The 19,728-nt window shown below is 67.8% G+C and carries 21 protein-coding genes; 8 read left to right on the top strand and 13 right to left on the bottom strand.

Going from position 1 to position 19,728, the window contains the following annotated elements; all coding sequences use genetic code 11:
• Positions 1–64: 64 nt before the first annotated feature.
• Positions 65–937 carry a 23S rRNA (adenine(2030)-N(6))-methyltransferase RlmJ gene (gene rlmJ / locus A37E_RS0113680; RefSeq protein WP_029557106.1) on the bottom strand — a complete coding sequence of 291 codons (873 nt, stop codon included), beginning with the start codon at positions 935–937 and terminating at the stop codon, positions 65–67.
• Positions 938–1,107: 170 nt separating this feature from the next.
• On the opposite strand from rlmJ, the gene A37E_RS25985 reads away from it, so the two are divergent.
• Entirely contained in the window at positions 1,108–1,506 is a 399-nt protein-coding gene (locus A37E_RS25985; protein ID WP_029557107.1) for a hypothetical protein, read from the top strand.
• A gap of 31 nt (positions 1,507–1,537) precedes the next feature.
• Here A37E_RS25985 and A37E_RS0113690 read toward each other — a convergent pair whose 3' ends face one another.
• Both A37E_RS0113690 and A37E_RS0113695 read right to left on the bottom strand, forming a co-directional pair.
• Positions 1,538–2,260, bottom strand: coding sequence for a ribonuclease T2 (locus A37E_RS0113690; protein ID WP_348550879.1), 723 nt, complete (start codon positions 2,258–2,260; stop codon positions 1,538–1,540).
• Entirely contained in the window at positions 2,257–2,799 is a 543-nt protein-coding gene (locus A37E_RS0113695) for a hypothetical protein (RefSeq protein WP_245272211.1), read from the bottom strand. The genes A37E_RS0113690 and A37E_RS0113695 overlap by 4 nt, the downstream gene beginning before the upstream one ends.
• A 253-nt stretch (positions 2,800–3,052) precedes the next feature.
• Between A37E_RS0113695 and A37E_RS0113700 the strand changes: the two genes are divergently transcribed.
• On the top strand, positions 3,053–4,282 hold the full coding sequence (locus tag A37E_RS0113700) for an alanine racemase (RefSeq protein ID WP_029557110.1): 1,230 nt from the start codon (positions 3,053–3,055) through the stop codon (positions 4,280–4,282).
• 165 nt (positions 4,283–4,447) lie between these two features.
• Here the strand turns inward: A37E_RS0113700 and msrP are convergent, their stop codons facing one another.
• The 5 genes from msrP to A37E_RS0113725 all read right to left on the bottom strand — a co-directional run bounded on the left by msrP (position 4,448) and on the right by A37E_RS0113725 (position 8,843).
• The gene (msrP, locus tag A37E_RS0113705) at positions 4,448–5,425 is read right to left on the bottom strand and encodes a protein-methionine-sulfoxide reductase catalytic subunit MsrP (protein WP_029557111.1); all 978 of its coding nucleotides are present in this window, start codon (positions 5,423–5,425) and stop codon (positions 4,448–4,450) included.
• A gap of 115 nt (positions 5,426–5,540) precedes the next feature.
• A complete protein-coding gene (locus A37E_RS0113710; RefSeq protein ID WP_197022974.1) occupies positions 5,541–6,050 on the bottom strand; it encodes a DUF992 domain-containing protein in 510 nt (169 codons plus the stop codon).
• A gap of 114 nt (positions 6,051–6,164) precedes the next feature.
• Positions 6,165–6,695: a DUF992 domain-containing protein gene (locus A37E_RS0113715; protein ID WP_029557113.1), complete on the bottom strand. Its 531-nt coding sequence runs from the start codon at positions 6,693–6,695 to the stop codon at positions 6,165–6,167.
• Between the two features lie 233 nt (positions 6,696–6,928).
• Positions 6,929–7,402 (bottom strand): DUF992 domain-containing protein, encoded by a 474-nt coding sequence (locus tag A37E_RS0113720; protein WP_029557114.1) that lies wholly within the window; start codon positions 7,400–7,402, stop codon positions 6,929–6,931.
• 238 nt (positions 7,403–7,640) lie between these two features.
• A complete protein-coding gene (locus A37E_RS0113725) occupies positions 7,641–8,843 on the bottom strand; it encodes a pyridoxal phosphate-dependent aminotransferase (protein WP_029557115.1) in 1,203 nt (400 codons plus the stop codon).
• 299 nt (positions 8,844–9,142) lie between these two features.
• Here A37E_RS0113725 and A37E_RS0113730 point away from each other — a divergent pair, with 299 nt between their 5' ends.
• The 5 genes from A37E_RS0113730 (at position 9,143) to A37E_RS0113750 (ending at position 13,923) form a co-directional block, all read left to right on the top strand.
• Positions 9,143–9,781 carry a glutathione S-transferase family protein gene (locus A37E_RS0113730; RefSeq protein WP_029557116.1) on the top strand — a complete coding sequence of 213 codons (639 nt, stop codon included), beginning with the start codon at positions 9,143–9,145 and terminating at the stop codon, positions 9,779–9,781.
• A 229-nt stretch (positions 9,782–10,010) separates the two neighbouring features.
• Entirely contained in the window at positions 10,011–10,394 is a 384-nt protein-coding gene (locus tag A37E_RS0113735; RefSeq protein WP_029557117.1) for a hypothetical protein, read from the top strand.
• The gene (locus A37E_RS0113740; protein ID WP_245279330.1) at positions 10,378–11,616 is read left to right on the top strand and encodes a PQQ-dependent sugar dehydrogenase; all 1,239 of its coding nucleotides are present in this window, start codon (positions 10,378–10,380) and stop codon (positions 11,614–11,616) included. Before A37E_RS0113735 ends, A37E_RS0113740 begins: the two co-directional genes overlap by 17 nt.
• Before the next feature lie 74 nt (positions 11,617–11,690).
• Positions 11,691–13,055 (top strand): 8-oxoguanine deaminase, encoded by a 1,365-nt coding sequence (locus A37E_RS0113745; protein ID WP_029557119.1) that lies wholly within the window; start codon positions 11,691–11,693, stop codon positions 13,053–13,055.
• 85 nt (positions 13,056–13,140) lie between these two features.
• Positions 13,141–13,923: a hypothetical protein gene (locus A37E_RS0113750; protein WP_029557120.1), complete on the top strand. Its 783-nt coding sequence runs from the start codon at positions 13,141–13,143 to the stop codon at positions 13,921–13,923.
• 73 nt (positions 13,924–13,996) lie between these two features.
• Here A37E_RS0113750 and A37E_RS0113755 read toward each other — a convergent pair whose 3' ends face one another.
• Positions 13,997–14,359 carry a DMT family protein gene (locus tag A37E_RS0113755; protein WP_029557121.1) on the bottom strand — a complete coding sequence of 121 codons (363 nt, stop codon included), beginning with the start codon at positions 14,357–14,359 and terminating at the stop codon, positions 13,997–13,999.
• A 68-nt stretch (positions 14,360–14,427) separates the two neighbouring features.
• The gene (locus tag A37E_RS0113760) at positions 14,428–15,219 is read right to left on the bottom strand and encodes a hypothetical protein (RefSeq protein WP_029557122.1); all 792 of its coding nucleotides are present in this window, start codon (positions 15,217–15,219) and stop codon (positions 14,428–14,430) included.
• Between the two features lie 181 nt (positions 15,220–15,400).
• Here A37E_RS0113760 and uvrB point away from each other — a divergent pair, with 181 nt between their 5' ends.
• Entirely contained in the window at positions 15,401–18,064 is a 2,664-nt protein-coding gene (uvrB, locus tag A37E_RS0113765) for an excinuclease ABC subunit UvrB (protein WP_038193102.1), read from the top strand.
• A gap of 23 nt (positions 18,065–18,087) precedes the next feature.
• Here uvrB and A37E_RS26925 read toward each other — a convergent pair whose 3' ends face one another.
• From A37E_RS26925 to A37E_RS0113775, 3 genes are all read right to left on the bottom strand, one after another.
• On the bottom strand, positions 18,088–18,582 hold the full coding sequence (locus A37E_RS26925) for a hypothetical protein (RefSeq protein ID WP_156026319.1): 495 nt from the start codon (positions 18,580–18,582) through the stop codon (positions 18,088–18,090).
• 201 nt (positions 18,583–18,783) lie between these two features.
• Complete coding sequence (locus tag A37E_RS0113770; protein WP_245279331.1) at positions 18,784–19,068, bottom strand: hypothetical protein; 285 nt, start codon at positions 19,066–19,068, stop codon at positions 18,784–18,786.
• Positions 19,069–19,125: 57 nt separating this feature from the next.
• Positions 19,126–19,536, bottom strand: coding sequence for a DUF930 domain-containing protein (locus A37E_RS0113775; RefSeq protein WP_038193104.1), 411 nt, complete (start codon positions 19,534–19,536; stop codon positions 19,126–19,128).
• Positions 19,537–19,728 lie beyond the last annotated feature (192 nt).

Here is a 19,728-nt window from a genome sequence, read left to right on the forward strand (position 1 = left end):
ATGCTGCCACGCAAAAACAACGGGATTCGGCGCAGCGTCGTCGCTACCCCGTTCTTCCGGCGCCTCAGCCGGCTTCCGTCAGCCACGACACCCGCGCCCGCCCCTTGCCGTCCCGCGCCAGCAGCGGGGCGAGGGCGTTGAGCACGGTTTTCATCTCGTCCGCCAGCGTGAAGGGCGGATTGACGATGATGAGACCCGAGCCGGAGAGGGTGTCGAGGGCGCGCACCTGCGCGAAATCCAGTTCCACCCGCAGGGTCTTGGGGAGCCTCAGGCTGGCCACGTCTCGGCGGAAGGCGTCGACCGCGCGTAAATCCTTGATGGGATACCAGAGCATGAAGATGCCGGTGGCGAACCGCCGGTGCGCCGCCTCCAGCCCCGCCACCATGCGCTGGAATTCGCCGGGCTCCTCGAACGGCGGATCCACCAGCACCACGCCGCGCCGCTCGCGCGGGGGGAGATGCGCGGCAAGCGCCTGCCAGCCGTCCTGGGCGAGGATCTTCACCCGGCCCTCGGCGCGCGGGTCCTCGCCCACGCGCTTCTCCAGCTTCACGCGCTCTTCCTTGTTCAGCTCGCAGAACAGGAACTTGTCCTGCGGCCGCGACAGGGCGAGGGCGAGGGCCGGCGAGCCGGGATAGAGCTTGCGCCCGCCCTCGCGCAGGCCGCGCACGCAATCGAGATAGGGCGCGAGCAACGCCGCGGCGGGGGCGGGGAGGGTGCCGGCGTCCTGCGCCGCCAGCACCGCCTCGATGCCGGCATCCGCCTCGCCGGTCTTGCGGGCGTTGATGCCGTCGAGATCATACAGCCCGGTGCCGGCATGGGTGTCGAGCACGCGATAGGGCGCATCCTTCTTGCCGAGATAGGCGAGCACGCGGGCAAGCGCGGCGTGCTTCATGACATCGGCCGGGTTTCCGGCGTGGAAGGCGTGGCGATAATTCATCTCGGCTCGGCGATGGCGCGGAAGGGAGGGTGTGGATGGCGCGGGCAGCTGTGACGTAGCGGTATTGTGGCCCTCGTGACGCCGTGCGACCGTTCCGGCGTGACGCATGGACGCCGGGACGTCAAGCGGCAGTGCTCCACCCGCGCCCCCCGCGTCCGCAGGAGGGAAACATGAAGCCTCTCGTTTTCGCGCTGTCCCTTGTTGCCACGCTCGCGGTCGCGGTGCCCGCTTCGGCGCAGCAGGCGCCCTCCCTCGTCGGGACCTGGAAGGGGCCGAGCGACGGTGTGGGCATGGAAATGGGCTATGTGAACGCCGACTACGGCCTCGTCGTCGAGGAGCAGCGCGGCCGCTCCTTCAAGGCCAAGGTGGTCTATCCGGTGCGCGGCGGCACCAAGTCCGAGCCGGTCTTCGGCACGCTCACGCCCGATCTGAAAACCCTCTATCTCTCGGGTGACGACGGCATCCACATCGGGACGATCCAGCCCGACGGCGTGATCGACCTCTGCTATCTCGAAGCGGACGATGACGACGCGCTGGCGCTCTGCGCGCGCCTCACCAAGCAGCCGTAAGGCAGGTTCGCAAACCGGCCGGCGGGTGCCCTCAGCGCCCGCCGCGCACCGGCGGCATCACCATGCGCGAGAGGCGGCAGGCGCGGCGCTCCACCTCCGGGCAGGGCTGGAAGGCGAGGTCGCGGCTGAGGCACACCCGCACTTCCCTGAGGCGCCGCCGGTCGCAGTCCACCGAGATCATGCCAGCCTCCAGGCCGGGATTGGCGGCGCGGAAGGCATTTTCCACCTCCTGCGGCGCGACCATCTTGTAGTCGTCGAGGCGGGAGAACTCTGCCGGGATGACCACCTTCGCCTTCGCCGCGCGCACCTGATCGAAATAGGCCTGCGGCGACAGGCCGGAGCAGGTGCCGTGCTTCTTCCATTCATAGATGACGAGGCGCCGGCTCGGCATCACGTCCAGCATGGAATTGACGAGCGGGTTGGGCACGTAGGGCGGCGGGTTCTGGCAATATTGCGGGAAGCCGCGCTCATATTGCGGCCACAGGCCGTGCACCACGAAGGCGTAGGGGCGGGTGAGCGAGCATTGCGGCTCGCTGTCCGCGCGCTTGCCCTGGTCCTCGCAATAGGTCGGCGACCAGGACAAGGAGAGCACATAGAAATCGAACTGGCCGGGCTGGCCCTCGGCCCGCGCCGGGCCGAAAGCCGCGAGCGCCAGCAGCAGCGCGAGACCGGCGGCGAGCCGGCCTGCGGTCGTCCGCAGGGCCTGTGCGAAAGAGGCCTGCGCGAAAGAGGCCTGCGCCAAAGGCCGCGTCACGGACCCGCCATCTTGCAGGACGGAGCATAGGCGTAGTTGCGGTCGAGCCCGACCACGCACCATTCCACGCCCCAAGTGGCGCCGGTCCAGCCGCCGTCCTCGATGATGGAATAATAGATGACGCGCTTCTTGAGGTCGTTGGTGAAGACCGTGCCGCGGCAGTAGCGGCGCGGCTGGTATTCCTGCCCCCACGGCCGGAAGGCGATCTCGTGCACCTTCTCGAAGTCGGTGATGGAGAGGCTGGAGGCCCAGAAGCGCCGCTCGGTCTCGGCGAAGCGGGTGGCGATGAGGTCGAGCGCCTCCTGGCTGTCGCAGGCCGGGACGACGCCGGAATAGTTCGGGCCGGAGAGCCAGAAATTCAGCTCCAGCAGGTTCGCCGCCTTGGCCGGGGCGACGGACACGGGCGCGAACGCAAGAGCAGCCACGGCCGCCGTCGCGGCGATCCGGCCGATGGAGGCTCCCAAGGCCGCGCGCACGCGCTTCATCTTGCCGCCAGCCTTTTCGCCAACGGCCTTCGCGCCCAGCGCCCGCTCACCCATGGTCGTCTCCACTTCGGCCTTCCGCCCCTCCGGGCGTACCTCGGCGGGACGATGCGGCCGGGTTCGGCCGCGGTCAAGGACGCGGCGGCAACACCTTAAGAGAAAATGAACGAGCGGTTCGATGGCGCCTGTCGTGCTCTCGCCGGAAAAGAACGGCAAGCTGCCTGGGTCCGACTCGCGGGAGGAGCCCCGAATGCCGCAAACGACGCCCCACCTCGTGACCGCCGGCCGGAGCGCACCTGTGCCTTCGGGCCTGCCGCGCTTCTCCACCGGGCGGGAGGCGGCGCTGGAGATGCGGCCAGACCAGCCGGTCTATTGCTTCCGCCCGGAGGTGCTGGCGGCGGACGCCGCGGCCTTCCTCAAGGCCTTTCCCGGCAAGACCGCCTATGCGGTGAAGACCAATGGCGAGCCCATGGTGCTCGACGTGCTGGCGCGCGCGGGCATCAACGCCTTCGATGTCGCCTCTCCCGCCGAGTTCGCGGCGGCGCGCGCCGCGGCGCCGGGGGCGGAGCTGTTCTACATGCACCCGGTGAAGGCGCAGTCGGACATCCGCCTCGCGCTGGAACATTACCGCATCCGCGCCACCGCCCTCGACCATGAGGACGAGGTGGCGAAGATCCTGCGCATCGTTCGCGCGCTCGATCTCGATCCGGAAGACCTCACCTTGTTCGTGCGCATCGCCTCCAAGGGGGAGGCGGCCTACGAGCTGTCGCGCAAGTTCGGTGCGGCGCCGGGCCATGCGGCGGAGCTGCTCCAGCGCATCCATGGCCTCGGCATCCGCTGCGGCCTGTGCTTCCACGTGGGCAGCCAGGTGGAGGATGTGGACACCTATGCCCGCGCCGTCGCCACCGCCGCCGAGGTGCGCGACGCGGCGAAGGTGCCCATCTCGGTGCTCGACGTGGGCGGGGGCTTTCCGGCGACCTATGCGGTAGACCCGCGCCGGCCGGTGCCGCCCATGCCGCCGCTGGGCGAGATTGTCGGCGGGCTGATGGGGGCGGTGGAGCGGCACGGCTTTTCCGGCATCCCCCTGGTGGCGGAGCCGGGGCGGGTCATCGTCGCCCGCGCCTTCTCGGTCATCGTGCGGGTGCTGCTGAAGAAGGGGCAGCGGCTCTACATCAATGACGGGGTGTGGTCGTCCTTGTCGGATTCGTGGACGGGGAAAATCCTTCTTCCGGTGCGTCACATCCCCGATCCCGCCCGCCGCCGCCGGCCGGGGCGGGCGGACGTGATGGCGCCGTTCCGCATCTACGGCGCCACCTGCGACAGCGTGGACGTGCTCTCGCGCCCCTTCTATCTGCCGGAGAGCGTGGATACGGGCGACTGGATCGAGATCGGCCACATCGGGGCCTATTCCCTCTCTTTGCGCACCCGCTTCAACGGCTTCTACCCCGACACCTTCGTGGAGGTGACGACGCCGTTCGACGCCGGTGAGGCGCCGGACGGCTTCGCCGAGCCCGAGCGGCGGGGTGGTGTGGAGGGGTAAGGAAAGGCTGAGCCTTCAACCTGAGATGTCATGCCCCGGCTTGTCCGGGGCATCCACCGTGCCGACAGAGCGATGTTTTGTTTCCCGATAGGCCGCCCGGCCGCTGAGTGGATCCCCCGGACAAGCCGGGGGATGACGGTCGAAAGGGATGGTGAGGTCCCGGCCCTAGAACCAGATCTTCTGGGTCTCGCGGCCCTTGTAGAGGTCGGCCACATACGCGCCGTAGCCGTTGAAGAGCTCGGTCGGCACGCGCTGGCCGGTGGCGATGTCCTCTTCGCTCGCCTGGCTCCAGCGCGGGTGCGGCACCTTAGGGTTCACATTGGCCCAGAAGCCGTATTCGGACCCCTGGAGCTGCTCCCAGAAGCTCACCGGCTGCTTGTCGGTGAAGGTGAAGCGGACGATGCCCTTGATGGATTTGAAGCCGTATTTCCACGGCAGCACCAGCCGGAGCGGCGCGCCGAACTGGTTGGGCGCGGGCTTGCCGTAGACACCGGTGACGAGGAAGGCGAGTTCGTTGGTCGCCTCTTCCAGCGTCAGGCCTTCCACGTAGGGCCACGTATAGCGGAAGTCCCGCTGGTTGGGCGCCACCTTGGGATCGAGGAAGGTCTCCATCTTGATGTATTTCGCGCCCGAGGTGGGGGCCGCGAGGGCCACGAGGTCCTTCATGGGAAAGCCCGTCCACGGCACCGCCATGGACCACGCCTCGACGCAGCGGTGGCGATAGAGGCGCTCCTCGAACTTCACTTTCTTGAAGAGGTCATCGATGCCCATCTCCTGGGGCTTCTCCACCAGCCCGTCGATCTTCACCAGCCACGGCCGGCGCTGGAAGCGCGTCATGGAGGGGCCGACGACCTTGCCGTAGCTGAACTCGTAATAATTGTTCACGAGGCTCGACTTCGCCTCCGGCGTCACCGGCCGTTCAAGTGTGTAGCGGGGGTTGCGGGGGGCGGGGTAAAGGCTGGCCGAGGGGTCGGGAATGTCGCCGACGCGCTGGGCTGCGGCAGGGCTGGAGAGCGTCCCGGCGCCGAGGCCGGCGAGGAGCATGGCCCCCGCACCCATGGCCTGGCGGCGGTTGAGATAGACGTCCTCCGGCGTTGCCGCCGATTCGGGAAGTTCCCAGCCGCGCCTTGATCTGATGAGCATTCAGTGTCCTCCGTCGCGGCGCCAAGATCGGGGCGGGGGGACGAAGGGGCAAGTCACACAGGCGTGTCTCACACGGGCGTGTCTTATGCGCCGGTGTGAGTCCTCTCCGGTGGGCTCACTGGGGGGCGGCGGCGGATTGCTCGAGGGTCAGCGTCGCGCCGGCGATGGAAACGCTGAGGCCGCTGTCGGACGATACGCTGAGGGGCTGCAGCGTCACCTGCTTGGTGGCGTCGTCGGAGGCGAGCATGTTGGCGGAGAAACCCGGGCCGAGGGAGAAGCCGGTGGAGATGCCGACATATTTCCCCGCCAGCGCGCCGGGCGCCACGGCCGGCGAGGTGGCGATCACCGCCCACAGCATGCTGGCCTGATCGGACACGCCGAAGTCGAGCCCGATCCGCTCCATGGTGCCGCTGTAATAGTGATTGACCCCCATGGAGGGCCGGTATTCGCATTTCACGGAGCGCGAGGAGCCGAAGCCGTAGCCGGTGGCGAAGGCGCTGCGGCATTCCAGCAAGCCGGCCGCCACCTGGGGCATCGCCGGGCCGCCGAAGGCCGGCGCCAGCATGGCGGCGAGGCCGGCGCCGCAAAGCGCGACCGCCACCGAACGAGACACAAACCTGAACATGCCGAACCCCTCCGCACAGGGATGGCGCCTCGGCGGGAACATGTCGTCCGGCCGAGGCAAAGCTCAATCTGCCACGAAGGCTGCGGCCCTTTTATGGTGGGTCGCGAAATACCTTCAGTTCGGCAGCAGAATCAGGGTGAGGTCGGCGATGCCGGCCGCGACGTCGGCACCCACCATGCCCTCCACCGAAATGGTCTGCAGGGCGATCTGGTTGCTGGAGCCGCCGAGCAGCACGTTGGCGCCCGCGCCGATGGTCCAGGCGGCATCCGCCGAGACGCCGATATAGCTGCCGGCGATGTCGCTCGGGTTGGGCCGGGCGGTGGGGGCGAACACGGCCCAGGCGAGGGTGTCGGCGGCGAGCACGCCGAGATCGATGCCGAAGCGGGAGATGGTGCCCTTGTAGCGCGACAGCACCACATAGGGCTGCGCCGCGTTGTCCCGGAATTCGCAGGCCGCCTCGCGCATGGAGCCGAGCACGAAGCCGATGGACGGCGCCACCTTGCACACCAGCATGCCGGACTGGACCAGCGGTCCCGTCGGGGGCGGGGGAAGCTGCACCGGCGGGAGGGGCTGGGCGGCAGCCGGAATCGCGGCGGCGAGGACGGTCGAGGCAACAAGAAGGGCGGCGGCGATGGTGGCGCGCATGGACAATCCCCCGGATGGCGACGCTCGAGAGGTACGTCGTCGGGGAGTCCCGTGCAATCTCCGCCCCGGGTGGCTTGGCGCGCGCGGAATCATCCGGCGCAGCGGGCGGAGACAGAGGCTTGAAAATGCTCGCGCCCCCGGTTGGGCCGGGGGCGCGGGGCAGGCTTGCAGATGGGGCAGATGCCGTTGCGGCAGGAGGCGTTTGGGCCGTCCTGCCGCCGGGCAGGGCCGAATCAGCGCAGGGTGAGGTCCGACACGCCGAGGGCGAGGTTGAGCCCGGTCTGGCCTTCGAGCGACAGCGGCTGCAGCGCGAAGGTGTTCTGGGAGCCGCCCACGAGGACGTTGGCGCCGAGGCCCACGCCGATGGAGGCGGAGCCGGCCGCACCCACGTAGGTGCCGCGCAGGGCGCCGGCGGGAACCTTGGCGGACGGGGCGAACACGCCCCACACCAGCGTGCCGCGGCCGTTCACGCCGATGTCGAGGCCGAAGCGGCGCACGGTGCCCTGATAGGTGCCGCGCTTGGCGCCGTGGACGGCCGGGCGGAACGCGCAGCTCATCTCGCGGACCGAGCCGATCACGAACGCCACGTTGGGCGCCATGTTGCAGGTCAGCGTGCCCACCTGGACGCGGGACTGGGCCGAAGCGGGAAGCGCGCCGGCGACGAGCACGGCGGCAGCAGCGAGGCCGGCCTTGAGAACAGTCTTCATGATGTCGTTCCTCCTGTGGGAAGCGGGCGGGTCGAATCCGGCGCCCGACGACCGCGCAGCCTTAGCCCAGACTTCACCGCGGCGCCAACGCTCCAGTTGGCGCAGGGTTCCGTTTTCCCGTCGCTGTTGCAATTCCCACCCTCCCGGAAGGTAAATTTCACGGGAGGCCGGGCGGACGCGGGGCCGGCGCGGCGGCCGGGTCGAGAGCGAGCGACGGGTGCCGCTCGCTCTCGCAGGGTCAGCCCAGGGAGCCGCAGAAGCGCTGGATGCGCCGGCAGGCTTCCTCGAGGTCCGTGGTGGCCGTGGCGTAGGAGATGCGGAAGGCCGGGCCGAGGCCGAAGGCCGAACCGTGCACCACCGCGACGCCTTCTGCATTGAGCAGCTCGGTGGCGAACACCTCGTCGTTGGTGATCTTCACGCCCGTGGGCGTGGTCTTGCCGATGGTGCCGGCGCAGGACGGGAACACGTAGAAGGCGCCTTCCGGCTTCGGGCAGGTGAGGCCCTTGGTCTGGTTCAGCATGGAGACCACGAGGTCGCGGCGCTCCTTGAACACCTTGTTGTTCTCGGCGATGAAGTCCTGCGGCCCGTCCAGCGCCTCGAGCGCCGCCCACTGGGCGATGGAGGAGGGGTTGGAGGTGGACTGGGACTGCAGCGTCCCGATGGCCTTGATGAGCGCCTCCGGGCCGGCGGCGTAGCCGATGCGCCAGCCGGTCATGCAATAGGCCTTGGAGACGCCGTTCATGGTCAGCGTGCGGTCGTAGAGCGCGGGCTCCACCTGCGCCGGGGTGACGAACTTGAAGTCGTCATAGACGAGGTGCTCGTACATGTCGTCGGTGAGGATCCACACGTGGGGATGCTTCACCAGCACGTCGGTGAGCGCCTTCAGCTCGTCGAAGCTGTAGGCGGCGCCCGAGGGGTTCGAGGGCGAGTTGAAGATCAGCCACTTGGTCTTCGGCGTGATGGCGGCTTCCAGCACCTCGGGACGCAGCTTGAAATTGTCTTCCAGCGTGGTCATCGCCGGCACCGGGGTGCCGCCGCAGAATTCCACGATGTCCGGGTAGCTCACCCAGAAGGGCGCCGGGATGATGACCTCGTCACCGGCGTCGACTGTGGCGACCAGCGCGTTGAACAGCACCTGCTTGCCGCCGGTGCCGACAGTCACCTGCGAGGGCTTGTAGTCGAGCCCGTTCTCGCGCTTGAACTTGCGGCAGATGGCGGCCTTCAGCTCGGGAATGCCGTCCACGGCGGTGTACTTGGTCTCGCCGCGACGGATGGCCGCGATGGCGGCTTCCTTGATGTTCTCGGGGGTGTCGAAGTCCGGCTCGCCGGCCGAGAGCGCGATGATGTCCCGCCCCGACGCTTTCAGCTCCCGCGCCTTGTTGGAGATGGCGATGGTGGGGGAGGGCTTGATGCGCTTGAGGGCGGACGAAAGGAGGCTCATGGCCTTTGGGCTCCGGGACGCGCGATCGTGGGCGGAGCGGATGCCGCGGCACGGGCGCAACGATGACAGGTCGAGGGCCGGCCGGATGCCGGCGGGGCGGACACTAGTTCAGAGCTTTGCCGCGAACAAGCAAGGATCGTGAATGTCGCGCCACGCCGGATTGATGGGTCGGGGCGCGGTGCCGACCGGCCCTCTGCGCTACCTACGCTCAGGCGCCGCGCGGGCTTTGATCCGGGGCTTGCGGCCTCCCCGGCCTGCCGCCACATGCTGGGCGTTCGGGGGCGGGGAGGACGGTTGAGGTGCTGACGCTCTATTCCACGCAGTCGTCGGGCAATTCCTACAAGGCGCGCCTGATGCTGGCGAAGCTCGGCTGGCCGTTCCGCCTCGTGGAGGTGGATATCTTCGCCGGCGAGCATCGCACGCCGGAATTCCTCGCCATGAATCTGGAGGGGCGGGTGCCGCTCCTGGATGTGGACGGGCGCTTCCTCGCCGAGTCCAACGCCATCCTCTTCTATCTCGCCGAGGGCACGCCGCTTCTGCCCGCCGACGCCTTCGCCCGCGCCGAGGTGCTGCGCTGGATGTTCTTCGAGCAGAACAGCCACGAGCCGGGCATCGCCACAGCCCGCTTCTGGCTGCGGCAGGTGCGCGGTGGGCGTGAGTTGCGCGCCCACGACGTGGATCGCTGGATGGAGGAGGGCTATGCGGCGCTCAAGGTGATGGAGCGGCACCTGTCCGCCCGCCGCTATTTCGTTGGCGATGGGCTCACCATCGCCGACATCGCTTTGTTCGCCCACACCCATGTGGCGGAGGAGGGCGACTTCTCCCTCGCCGCTTTCCCTGCCGTGCGCGACTGGCTCGCCCGCGTGGCGGCGGAGCCGGGGCATGTGGACATGGACTGGCGGCCCGGAAACGCGGCGGCCGACCCGGCGCACGCCTGAGCGACGCGATCCTGAGCGACGCCATCCTGAGCGACGCAATGGCGCGCCAAAACAGCGGGGACGGCTCGCGCGTCCGTGAGCGATCGACATCATCTTGCCATCATCCGTGAAGGCTAAGCCGCCGTCGCGCCACGATTCTTTTCCACCCTGCCTTATGTCGGCGGAACTGATTCGCCCCTTTTCACGTTGCTGGAGAGCGCGCGGATCAGGGGATGAGGAGGCTGCCCCAATGAGCGAGACCATCATGTCCGGACGTTGTGACGTCGGCGGTTACATGGAAGCAGGGCACTTTTCCCTCACCCGCCGGGCCGTGCGCCAGTCGCCGGCGGATCCCGAGCTGCTGGCCCGTGCGGTGCGCGCCCACAAGGAGGGCGACGCGCTGGCCCAGGCGGTTCTCACCTTTGCCCTCATGGTCGCCATCGGCGCCGTGGCGCTGGTGCTCGGCGGTCATGCGGCCATGGCGGGGGATCTGATCGCCGGTGGCGTCAAGGAATCCTCCGGTTTCCTCCTGTCGCTCGGCGTGGTCGGCGGCGCGGTTCTCCTGTCGGCCCTTGCGGCGCGGCGTTTTGCGACGTCGCGCATTGAAACCCGCGCGCGTGCGCGGTCTCGTTGATCCGGCCGCGCGGCATACGCCTTCGCCGCTGAACGACGCGCTGCCCGAGGCGCAGCGTGCGGCCGGGCCGCGCACGAAGCGGCGGCGCGGCACAGGCGGTGCGGCGCTCGGCTCTATCCTTCTCCTCATTCTCCTTGCGGTCGCGACCTACGCGTTCGCCCAGCCCGTGGAGGCCCGGCTCGGCGGCGCGCAGGTGCGCGTCGTGCCCTTCGCCAGCGGCCTCGACACGCCCTGGAGCATCGCCTTCCTCCCCGATGGCCGCCTCCTTGTCACCGAGCGCGACGGCCGGCTGCGCCCCATCGATGCGACGGGCAAGGTGGGCGCCCCCGTCTCCGGCGTGCCGCAGGTAGCCGCGCGTGGGCAGGGCGGCCTGCTGGATGTGGTGCTGGACCCCAAATTCGCGCAGAACCGCCTGATCTATCTCAGCTATGCCGAGCCGCGCCCGGAAGGCGCCGCCACCGCCGTCGCCCGCGGCAGGCTCTCCGAAGACCTCACACGCCTGACCGACCTGGACGTGATCTTCCGCCAGCAGCCGGCGGTCTCCGGCGGCAACCATTTCGGCTCCCGCCTCGTGTTCGCGCCCGATGGCATGCTGTTCGTCACCCTCGGTGAGCGGTTCAACTACATGGACAAGGCGCAGGACCTCTCCACGACCCTGGGCAAGGTCGTCCGCATCGCGCCCGACGGCTCAATTCCGGCCGATAATCCCTTCGTCGAAAGGGTCGGCGCCCGGCCTGAGATCTGGAGCTATGGCCACCGCAATGTGCAGGCCGCGGCCATCGAGCCGGGCACCGGCGCGCTGTGGACCGTCGAACATGGCCCGCGCGGTGGCGACGAGGTGAACCGGCCGGAGGCGGGCGAGAATTACGGCTGGCCGGTGATCGGCTATGGCCGGCACTATTCCGGTGCCCAGATCGGCGTCGGCACCGCCAAGGAGGGCATGGAGCAGCCCCTGTTCTACTGGGACCCCTCCATCGCCCCGTCCGGCGCCGCCTTCTACACCGGCGATGCGCTGCCGGGCTGGCGCGGCCAGCTCTTCGTCGGCGCGCTGGCGGGTCAGGCGCTGGTGATGGTGAAGGTGCGCGACGGCGCCGTCATCGGCGAGGAGCGCCTGCCGCTGGGCAAGCGCATCCGCGACGTGCGCATGGGGCCGGACGGCGCGCTCTGGCTCGCCGCCGAGAGCACGGGCGAGATCCTGCGCGTGGTGCCGGCCGGGCGCTGAGCGGATTCCCTCCTCCCCTGAAGCTCCCTAAGATCGGACCGCCGCAGCCGCGCGGCGTCCGACCCGGAGTTCCCATGGCCTCGACCCTGCTCGCCCGCAACGCCCTCGTGCTCGTGACCATGGACGGCGAACGGCGGGAGATCGCGGGCGGCGGGCTCTATGTGGAGGATGGCCGCATCGTCGCCCTGGGCCGGCCGCAGGACCTGCCGGCGAGCGCCGACGAGGTGATCGACCTCTCCGGCCATGTGGTGATGCCGGGCATGGTGAACACCCACCATCACATGGTGCAGAGCCTGACCCGGGCGGTGCCCGCGGCGCAGGATGGCGAACTCTTCACCTGGCTGCGCGCGCTCTATCCGCTGTGGGCGGGCCTCACCGGCGAGATGGTGGAGGCGGCGACGGAAACCGCCATGGCGGAGCTGATCCTCTCCGGCTGCACCACCTCCTCGGACCATCTCTACATCTACCCCAACGGCGCGCGGCTCGATGATTCCATCCGCGCGGCGCGGCGCATCGGCATGCGTTTCCATGCGGCGCGGGGCGCCATGACCATTGGCGAGAGCAAGGGCGGCCTGCCGCCCGACCGGGTGGTGGAGGACGAGGGCTTCGTGATGAAGGACACCGAGCGGCTGATCGGCGCCTATCATGACCCCGCCCGCTACTCCATGCTGCGCATCGTGCTCGCGCCCTGCTCGCCTTTCACGGTGAGCCGTGACTTCATGCTGGAGACGCTGAAGCTCGGCCGCGACAACAACCTGACGCTCCACACCCACCTCGCCGAGAACGACAGCGACGTCGCCTTCTCCGAGAAGACCTTCGGCATGGGGCCCACCGAATATGTGCGCTCGCTCGGCTGGGTGGGGCCGGATGTCTGGCACGCCCACTGCGTGAAGCTGGACGACGACGGCATCGCCCTGTTTGCCAAGACCGGGACGGGCATCGCCCATTGCCCGTGCTCCAACATGCGCCTCGCCTCGGGCATCGCGCCGGTGAAGCGCTTCCTCGCCGAGGGCATCCGGGTGGGGCTCGGGGTGGACGGCTCCGCCTCCAACGACAGCGGCCACATTCTGGGGGAGGCGCGGCAGGCCATGCTGCTGCAGCGGGTCGCCCATGGTCCCGATGCCATGAGCGCGCGCACGGCGCTGGAAATGGCGACGCTGGGCGGCGCCCGGGTGCTCGGGCGTGACGACATCGGCGCGCTGGTGCCGGGCATGGCGGCGGATTTCATTGCCTTCGACATGTCGCGCCTCGCTTACGCAGGGGCGCTGCACGATCCGGTGGCGGCACTCATCTTCTGCCAGTCGCAGGATGTCTCCCTCAGCGTCATCAACGGGCGGGTGGTGGTGCGCGACGGGCGGCTCCTCACCATCGACCTTGCCGCCACGGTGGCGCGGCACAACGCCATGGCCGCCGAACTGGCGCGCTTGGCTTCAGCTTGATAAGACGACCGCGGCGGCTGGCGGCCCGCCCTCCCGGTGCCGGAAACGGCGCTGCTTTTTTGAAGACGACCGTCCGGAGTTGACGATGGGCAAACGCATCGTCGCGGTGCGCTACAGTCCCGACTGGCTCGCCCTGACCGACGACGACACCCGCCGCTTCCTGCGCCGCCACCACATCGACGAGAATTTGCTCGTGGATTTCATGGCGCTGTGGGATGGCAACCTGAAGGTGGATTACCGCAGCTTCCGCGACGAGATCGCCAAGCTCTCCCGCGCGAGCTTCGCCGCCGTGCGGGGCGCCGAGGTGATCTCCCACGAGGTGCTGCGCGAGACCAAGCGCGCGAGCGATGATCTCATCGCCTTCGTGGATGACGACGACTGGCTCTCCCCCGGCCTGTTCGAGGAACTGGACAAGGCCTGCCCGCGCCCGCTCAACGGCATCTGGTGGGGCTCGATCCTGGTCGGCCCGCAGCTGACCACCTACGAGGAATCCCAGACCGTCCCGCTGATCGAGCTGCGGCCGCTGAAGCGGGTGATCTACACCAACAATTATGCCGTCACCGGCCGCGCGCTGAACCACCACGGCTATCCGCGCCTGTTCGAGCACTATCACGCGGACCGGCGCTTCGGAAAATTCTGGTGGCCGCCCAAGAAGGTGCCGCTCTATCTCTCGGCCGCCTCCAAGCACCCGTGCTCCACGGTGTCGGTGCAGTTCTTCATGGCCCAGCCCCAGTTCCGGGCCGACCCGCGCCGCCACGTGGAGCGCTTCGCCGACCAGCTGGCCGAGGCGGTGATCCCGGCCGAATACGGCTGGCTGAAGCAGCCCGTGAACGCCGTCGAGGCGCTGGTGCGCCGCGCGCTGGCCTGAGCGGTTCTCGGCTTTGCCGTCGGTCAGGCGCCGCGCGGGCTGAACGCGCGGCGCCGATGCCGCGCCGCGTTGCTCAGAACTTGTGGAAGATGAAGAAGGCGCCGGCCGAGATGAAGGCGAAGCCGACGAGGTGGTTCCAGCCCAGCGGCTCCTTCAGATAGAGCACCGAGAAGCCGGCGAAGACGATGAGGGTGATGACCTCCTGCATCGTCTTGAGCTGGGCCGTGGAATAGACCTCGGAGCCGAAGCGGTTGGCCGGCACGGCGAGGCAATATTCAAAAAAGGCGATGCCCCAGCTCGCGATGATGGCGAGAACGAGCGGCGCCGACTTGTGCTTGAGGTGGCCGTACCAGGCGAACGTCATGAAGACGTTCGAGGCCACGAGCATGACGATGGGCAGGATTTGGGGGGGCAGAAGGTTCGTCAGGGGGGGCATAAGGCAGTGTTCCGGCGGATCTGAACCGATCCGCCGTCTAGCACGGAATGCGCGGCGGTGGGCCTCGCCTATTTTAGCTTTTCAGCCGCCTTGGCCTGCGGCGTCACCGAGGCAGCGTTGGCGGCCTGCGCGTCAGGCTTGTTGGAGGTTACGGCGAGGCTGGTCACGCCGGACATGAAAGAGCAGGCCTGATGGTATGACTGTGCATCACGTAGCGCGAGGGCGACCGAATAGTCCGCCAGTGTCGCGGTTTTGCGATTGGCGATGATCTGGTCGCGAATGCGGGTGCGATTGGCCTGAATCTGGTTGGCGATCAGCGAAACCAATTGGTTCTGCATCAACGTGCTGTCGCTGAGCGTGTCGGTGCCTTGGGCCAGAGCGGAGACGAGATTGAGCGCCTGCGCCGCTTGTCCGCCAGCAAATGCGCCAACGGTGGAGGCGACCATCGCGATTTCGCCGAGGAAGAGCTTGCGGTGCGATACGCGGACATAGAGATCGTCGATAAAAGCTTCGCACAGCACGTCCGACCGCTGCATCAGCGCGTCCTGGACGAAATCACGGTTGGCTGTGCTGCGCTGGGCGAAGTCAAGGATATCCCAATCGATCAGCGGCACGTAACGGCCGGAAAAGGCCGACGGCTGCGGCGTGGCAGTTTCACCGGCGGCCGACGCGGCAGGTAGCGCAGTGACGGTACGCCCATTCTGCTGGTCCACGTAGGACAGTCGCAGGTTGTAGTCGACGAGGGTTGTGGGGCGCATGGGTGCCCGCATCCCGGCTGGCAGTGATTCGCATCCCGTCAGGGCGAAGCCCGTGACGAACATCAGAATTGTGGTGCCCCGACGCCCGAATTTCATCTGCATGATTGCCTCCCCCTCCACCCATGATGGTGGGGTGGGTGGCGTCTGCAATTAAAAGTAGTTGTTTATTAATCATTCTATCATAGCGTGTCTTTTTTGCATCAGGAGTCCAGTGCTGCGGAGCCGGCACTTCGGCTGTCGGTACCGCCTTTTCATGGTCGGTGATCGCCCCCATATTCCCCCCATGGCCAAAGCATCCCGTCCCGGAAAGCTCGGTGAGCGCTCCCAGCGTCATTTCGAGCCGGCGCCCCAGCAGGCGCTTGATCCCGCCGTTGCGAAATCCCTCGGGCTGGAGCCGGGGGCGCTTTCGCTCGACTTCGAATCGGCCGGGGCTTCGGCCACGGTGCAGGCGCTGTCGCGGCTGATCGAGACCGGGCGGCCGGAGGTGAACGGCCAGACCTGGGTGCCGCACCGTCCGCCGCGGCCTGAGAAGTCGGAAGGCGGCGTCGCCTTCACCATGAAGAGCGACTTCCAGCCCGCCGGCGACCAGCCGCAGGCCATCAAGGAGCTGTGCGCGCAGGCGGAGGCGGGGGACCGCGACCAGGTGCTGCTGGGCGTCACCGGCTCGGGCAAGACCTTCACCATGGCCAAGGTGATCGAGCAGTTGCAGCGCCCGGCCATCGTGCTGGCGCCCAACAAGACGCTCGCGGCGCAGCTCTACGGGGAGTTCAAGAGCTTCTTCCCCGACAATGCGGTGGAATATTTCGTCTCCTACTACGATTACTACCAGCCAGAGGCCTACGTGCCCCGGACGGATACGTACATCGAGAAGGAATCCTCCATCAACGAGCAGATCGACCGCATGCGCCATGCGGCGACCCGCGCGCTGCTGGAGCGGGACGACGTGATCATCGTCGCCTCGGTGTCGTGCATCTACGGCATCGGCTCGGTCGAGACCTATTCGGCCATGACCTTCGACATCAAGGTGGGCGAGCGCATCGACCAGCGCGGCCTGATCGCCGATCTCGTGGCCCTGCAATACAAGCGCATCCAGTCGGACTTCGCCCGCGGCACCTTCCGGGTGCGCGGCGACAGCGTGGAGATCTTCCCCGCCCACTATGAGGACCGCGCGTGGCGCGTCTCCCTGTTCGGCGACGAGGTGGAGAGCATCGCCGAGTTCGATCCGCTCACCGGCCAGAAGAGCGGCGACATGAAGAGCGTGCGCGTCTACGCCGCCTCGCACTATGTCACCCCGCGCCCGACGCTGATCCAGGCCATCTCCGGCATCAAGGCCGAGCTGAAGATGCGGCTTGACGAGCTGTACAAGATGGGCCGCCTGCTGGAGGCCCAGCGGCTGGAGCAGCGCACCCGCTACGATCTGGAGATGATGGAGGCCACCGGCTCCTGTGCCGGCATCGAGAACTATTCGCGCTGGCTCACCGGCCGCAAGCCGGGCGAGCCGCCGCCCACCCTGTTCGAATACGTGCCCGACAACGCCCTCGTCTTCATCGATGAGAGCCACGTGACCGTGCCGCAGATCGGCGCCATGTATCGCGGCGACTTCCGCCGCAAGGCGACGCTGGCGGAATACGGTTTCCGCCTGCCGAGCTGCATGGACAACCGCCCGCTCCGCTTCGAGGAGTGGGAGGCCATGCGGCCGCAGACGGTCCACGTCTCCGCCACCCCCGGCTCATGGGAGATGAACCAGACCGGCGGCGTGTTCGTGGAGCAGGTCATCCGCCCCACCGGCCTCATCGACCCACCGGTGGAGGTGCGCCCGGCGCGCACGCAGGTGGACGACCTCCTCGGCGAGGTGCGGGCGGTGGCGGCCAAGGGCTATCGCACCCTCGTCACCGTGCTGACCAAGCGCATGGCGGAGGACCTCACCGAATATCTGCACGAGAACGGCATCCGCGTGCGCTACATGCACTCGGACATCGACACCATCGAGCGCATCGAGATCATCCGCGATCTGCGCCTCGGGGCGTTCGACGTGCTCATCGGCATCAACCTGCTGCGCGAGGGCCTCGACATTCCCGAGTGCGGCCTCGTCGCCATCCTCGATGCGGACAAGGAAGGCTTCCTCAGGTCCGAAACCTCGCTGGTGCAGACCATCGGCCGCGCCGCGCGCAACGTGGACGGCCGGGTGGTGCTCTATGCCGACCACATCACCGGCTCCATGGAGCGGGCCATGGCGGAGACCTCCCGCCGCCGCGAGAAGCAGGTGGCCTACAACACCGAGCACGGCATCACGCCCGAGAGCGTGAAGAAGGCCATCGGCGACATCCTCAATTCCGTCTACGAGCGCGACCACGTGCAGGTGGATGCGGGCCTCGCGGAGGAGGGGGCGGCCTTCGGGCACAATCTCAAGGCGGTCATGGCGGACCTGGAAAAGCGCATGCGCGCCGCCGCCGCCGATCTCGATTTCGAGACCGCCGCCCGCCTGCGCGACGAGATCCGCCGGCTGGAGGCCACGGAGCTGGCCGTCTCCGACGATCCGCTGGCGCGGCAGGAGGCGGTGGACGACCGCACCGGCGGCTATAAGGGGGCGCGCAAATACGGCAAGGCGGCAAACCTGCCGCCGAAGGAGGAGGCCGGGCGCCTCTTGCCGCGCGGCCGGGGGAAGCCCTCAGCCAAGGGGCGCGGCGCGGCCGCCGATGATGAGGGCATGGGGGAGGCGCAGGCGCCCTACATCCCGCCGGGCGCGGCCACGCCGAAGGCCGCCCGCACTCCCGCCGAGACGCCGCTGGCCGCGCCTCTATCCACGCGCGCCCACAAGCCGTCCCTCGACGACATGGGCCCCGGCTCCGACCGCGTGGTGCCGCTGGCCGAAGACACCTTCCGCCCCGGCCCGCGGCCCGATCCCGGCACCAAGGGCTATCGCAAGGGTGGCAGGCGGAAGGGGTGATTCGGTGGATCTGATTTTAAGGGCTATTGCGGTATTTCGAGAATTTGATAGTGCATATATGAATATAATAAAGCACAAACAAAATATAATATGAAAACGACATATGGTAGCATGCACGGGAATCGAATCATTTCTAGGAGCATGAGGCGGAAATTTGTTCGGCTTATTCCGTCTGGCTGATATTGTGCCTTCCAAAACTCCGTTACCTGAAACGGATAAAAGTCTCCTCCATTTTTGAGATATTTTTCAATATAATGAATTCTTGGTTCGAATGAGTGCTGCCAAGATTTCCAAATTCCCTCCATAGCCCATATCGACAAGAAAAGAATAATTAGAAATGTTATTGAGAGTAAATTTTGCTTATTTGATATTGCTGCAACAAGTGCGAAGCCTGCCGTGCTCCAGCCCTTCATGGTTAGTGCTCTTCGGTCGATGTCGTCCCATCTCTGGAAAAGAAGTTTGTATTCCTCAATCGCTTCCGATCTTAGGGCTTTCTGATCTGGCAGTGGCTCGCTCAAGTGCGTCGCTCCCACTAAACAATTTTTGAATGTTAGAGAGTCGCCCTCTGGTTGCAAATAGGGGTCGGATGAGGTGGTCTAAAATGAACCGTCACCCTCCGGCTTGTCCGGAGGGTCCACGGAGCGGCCGGGCTGGCGCTTTGCTTTTTGGCACCCGGCGAGGGGCGCAGTGGATGCCCCGGACGAGCCGGGGCATGGCGGCTACCCGCGCCGGCTGATGCGCCCGATGACCAGTTCGTCGATCTCCAGCCGGCGGATGCGGGCGCGGCCGATGGCGAGGCGGCCGATGGCGACGGCGCCCACCGCGAGCGCCCCGAAAGCCAGCGCGCCGATGGCGATGGCGCCGATGGACCCGGCGCCCAGAGATCCCGCACCCACGGTGCCCGCGCCGACTGCCCCGGCCCCCACGGCCGCCTTGCGGATGTGGCGCCTGCGGGCGGGCGTTGCGGCGGGAGCCTCGGCCTCGGTCTCTGGATCGGCGGTCATCGCATGTTCTCGGATCGGGGGGCTGGGATCGGGCGGCTTGGGATCTGGGAAGGCGGGTCAGGGCACGAGGCTGTGGGCGTCCCAGTCGTGCCGCGGCACCTCGGCGCCCAAGGTGTAGCTGAAGGCTACCACATCCATGCCGTCCGGGCTGGTCTTGCAGCGATAGGAGAGGTGATACCAGTGCTGCCGGCTGCGGATGGCCGCGCCGGGGGCGGAGATGGCGGCGTCGCCGTGCCGGAAGTCGCCGAGCTTGGGATCGGCGAAGGCATAGGCCACCACCTCTTCCGGCCGCATGTCCTTGTGCTCGCGCCCGATCTCGCCCATGGCGCGGGCGTTGCAGCGCTGCTCGATGCGGGTGCCGGGGTCCACATGGAGCATCATGTCGTCGTGCCGGCCGGGACCGGCGAGCGCCGGAGCGGCCGTTGCGGCAGTGAGGAGGACGAGGGGCAGCACGAGCGGGCGAATCACGGCGGGAGCATCTCCGCAGACAGGGAAGCGTGCCGCCTCTAGGCCGAATCTGTGGCAGGGATGGGACGGGACGGTGGCGTGGTAGGGAAGAGGGGTCTCGCCCGCCGGAGCCCCTGCGTGTTATGGTATTCACGATACAGCTTCGGCTGTCGGGGGCGACGGGCGGATCGGCCGGCAACGGCGCAGAGGACG

The sequence above is a fragment of the Xanthobacter sp. 91 genome (assembly GCF_000702385.1).
GTDB lineage: Bacteria > Pseudomonadota > Alphaproteobacteria > Rhizobiales > Xanthobacteraceae > Xanthobacter > Xanthobacter aminoxidans.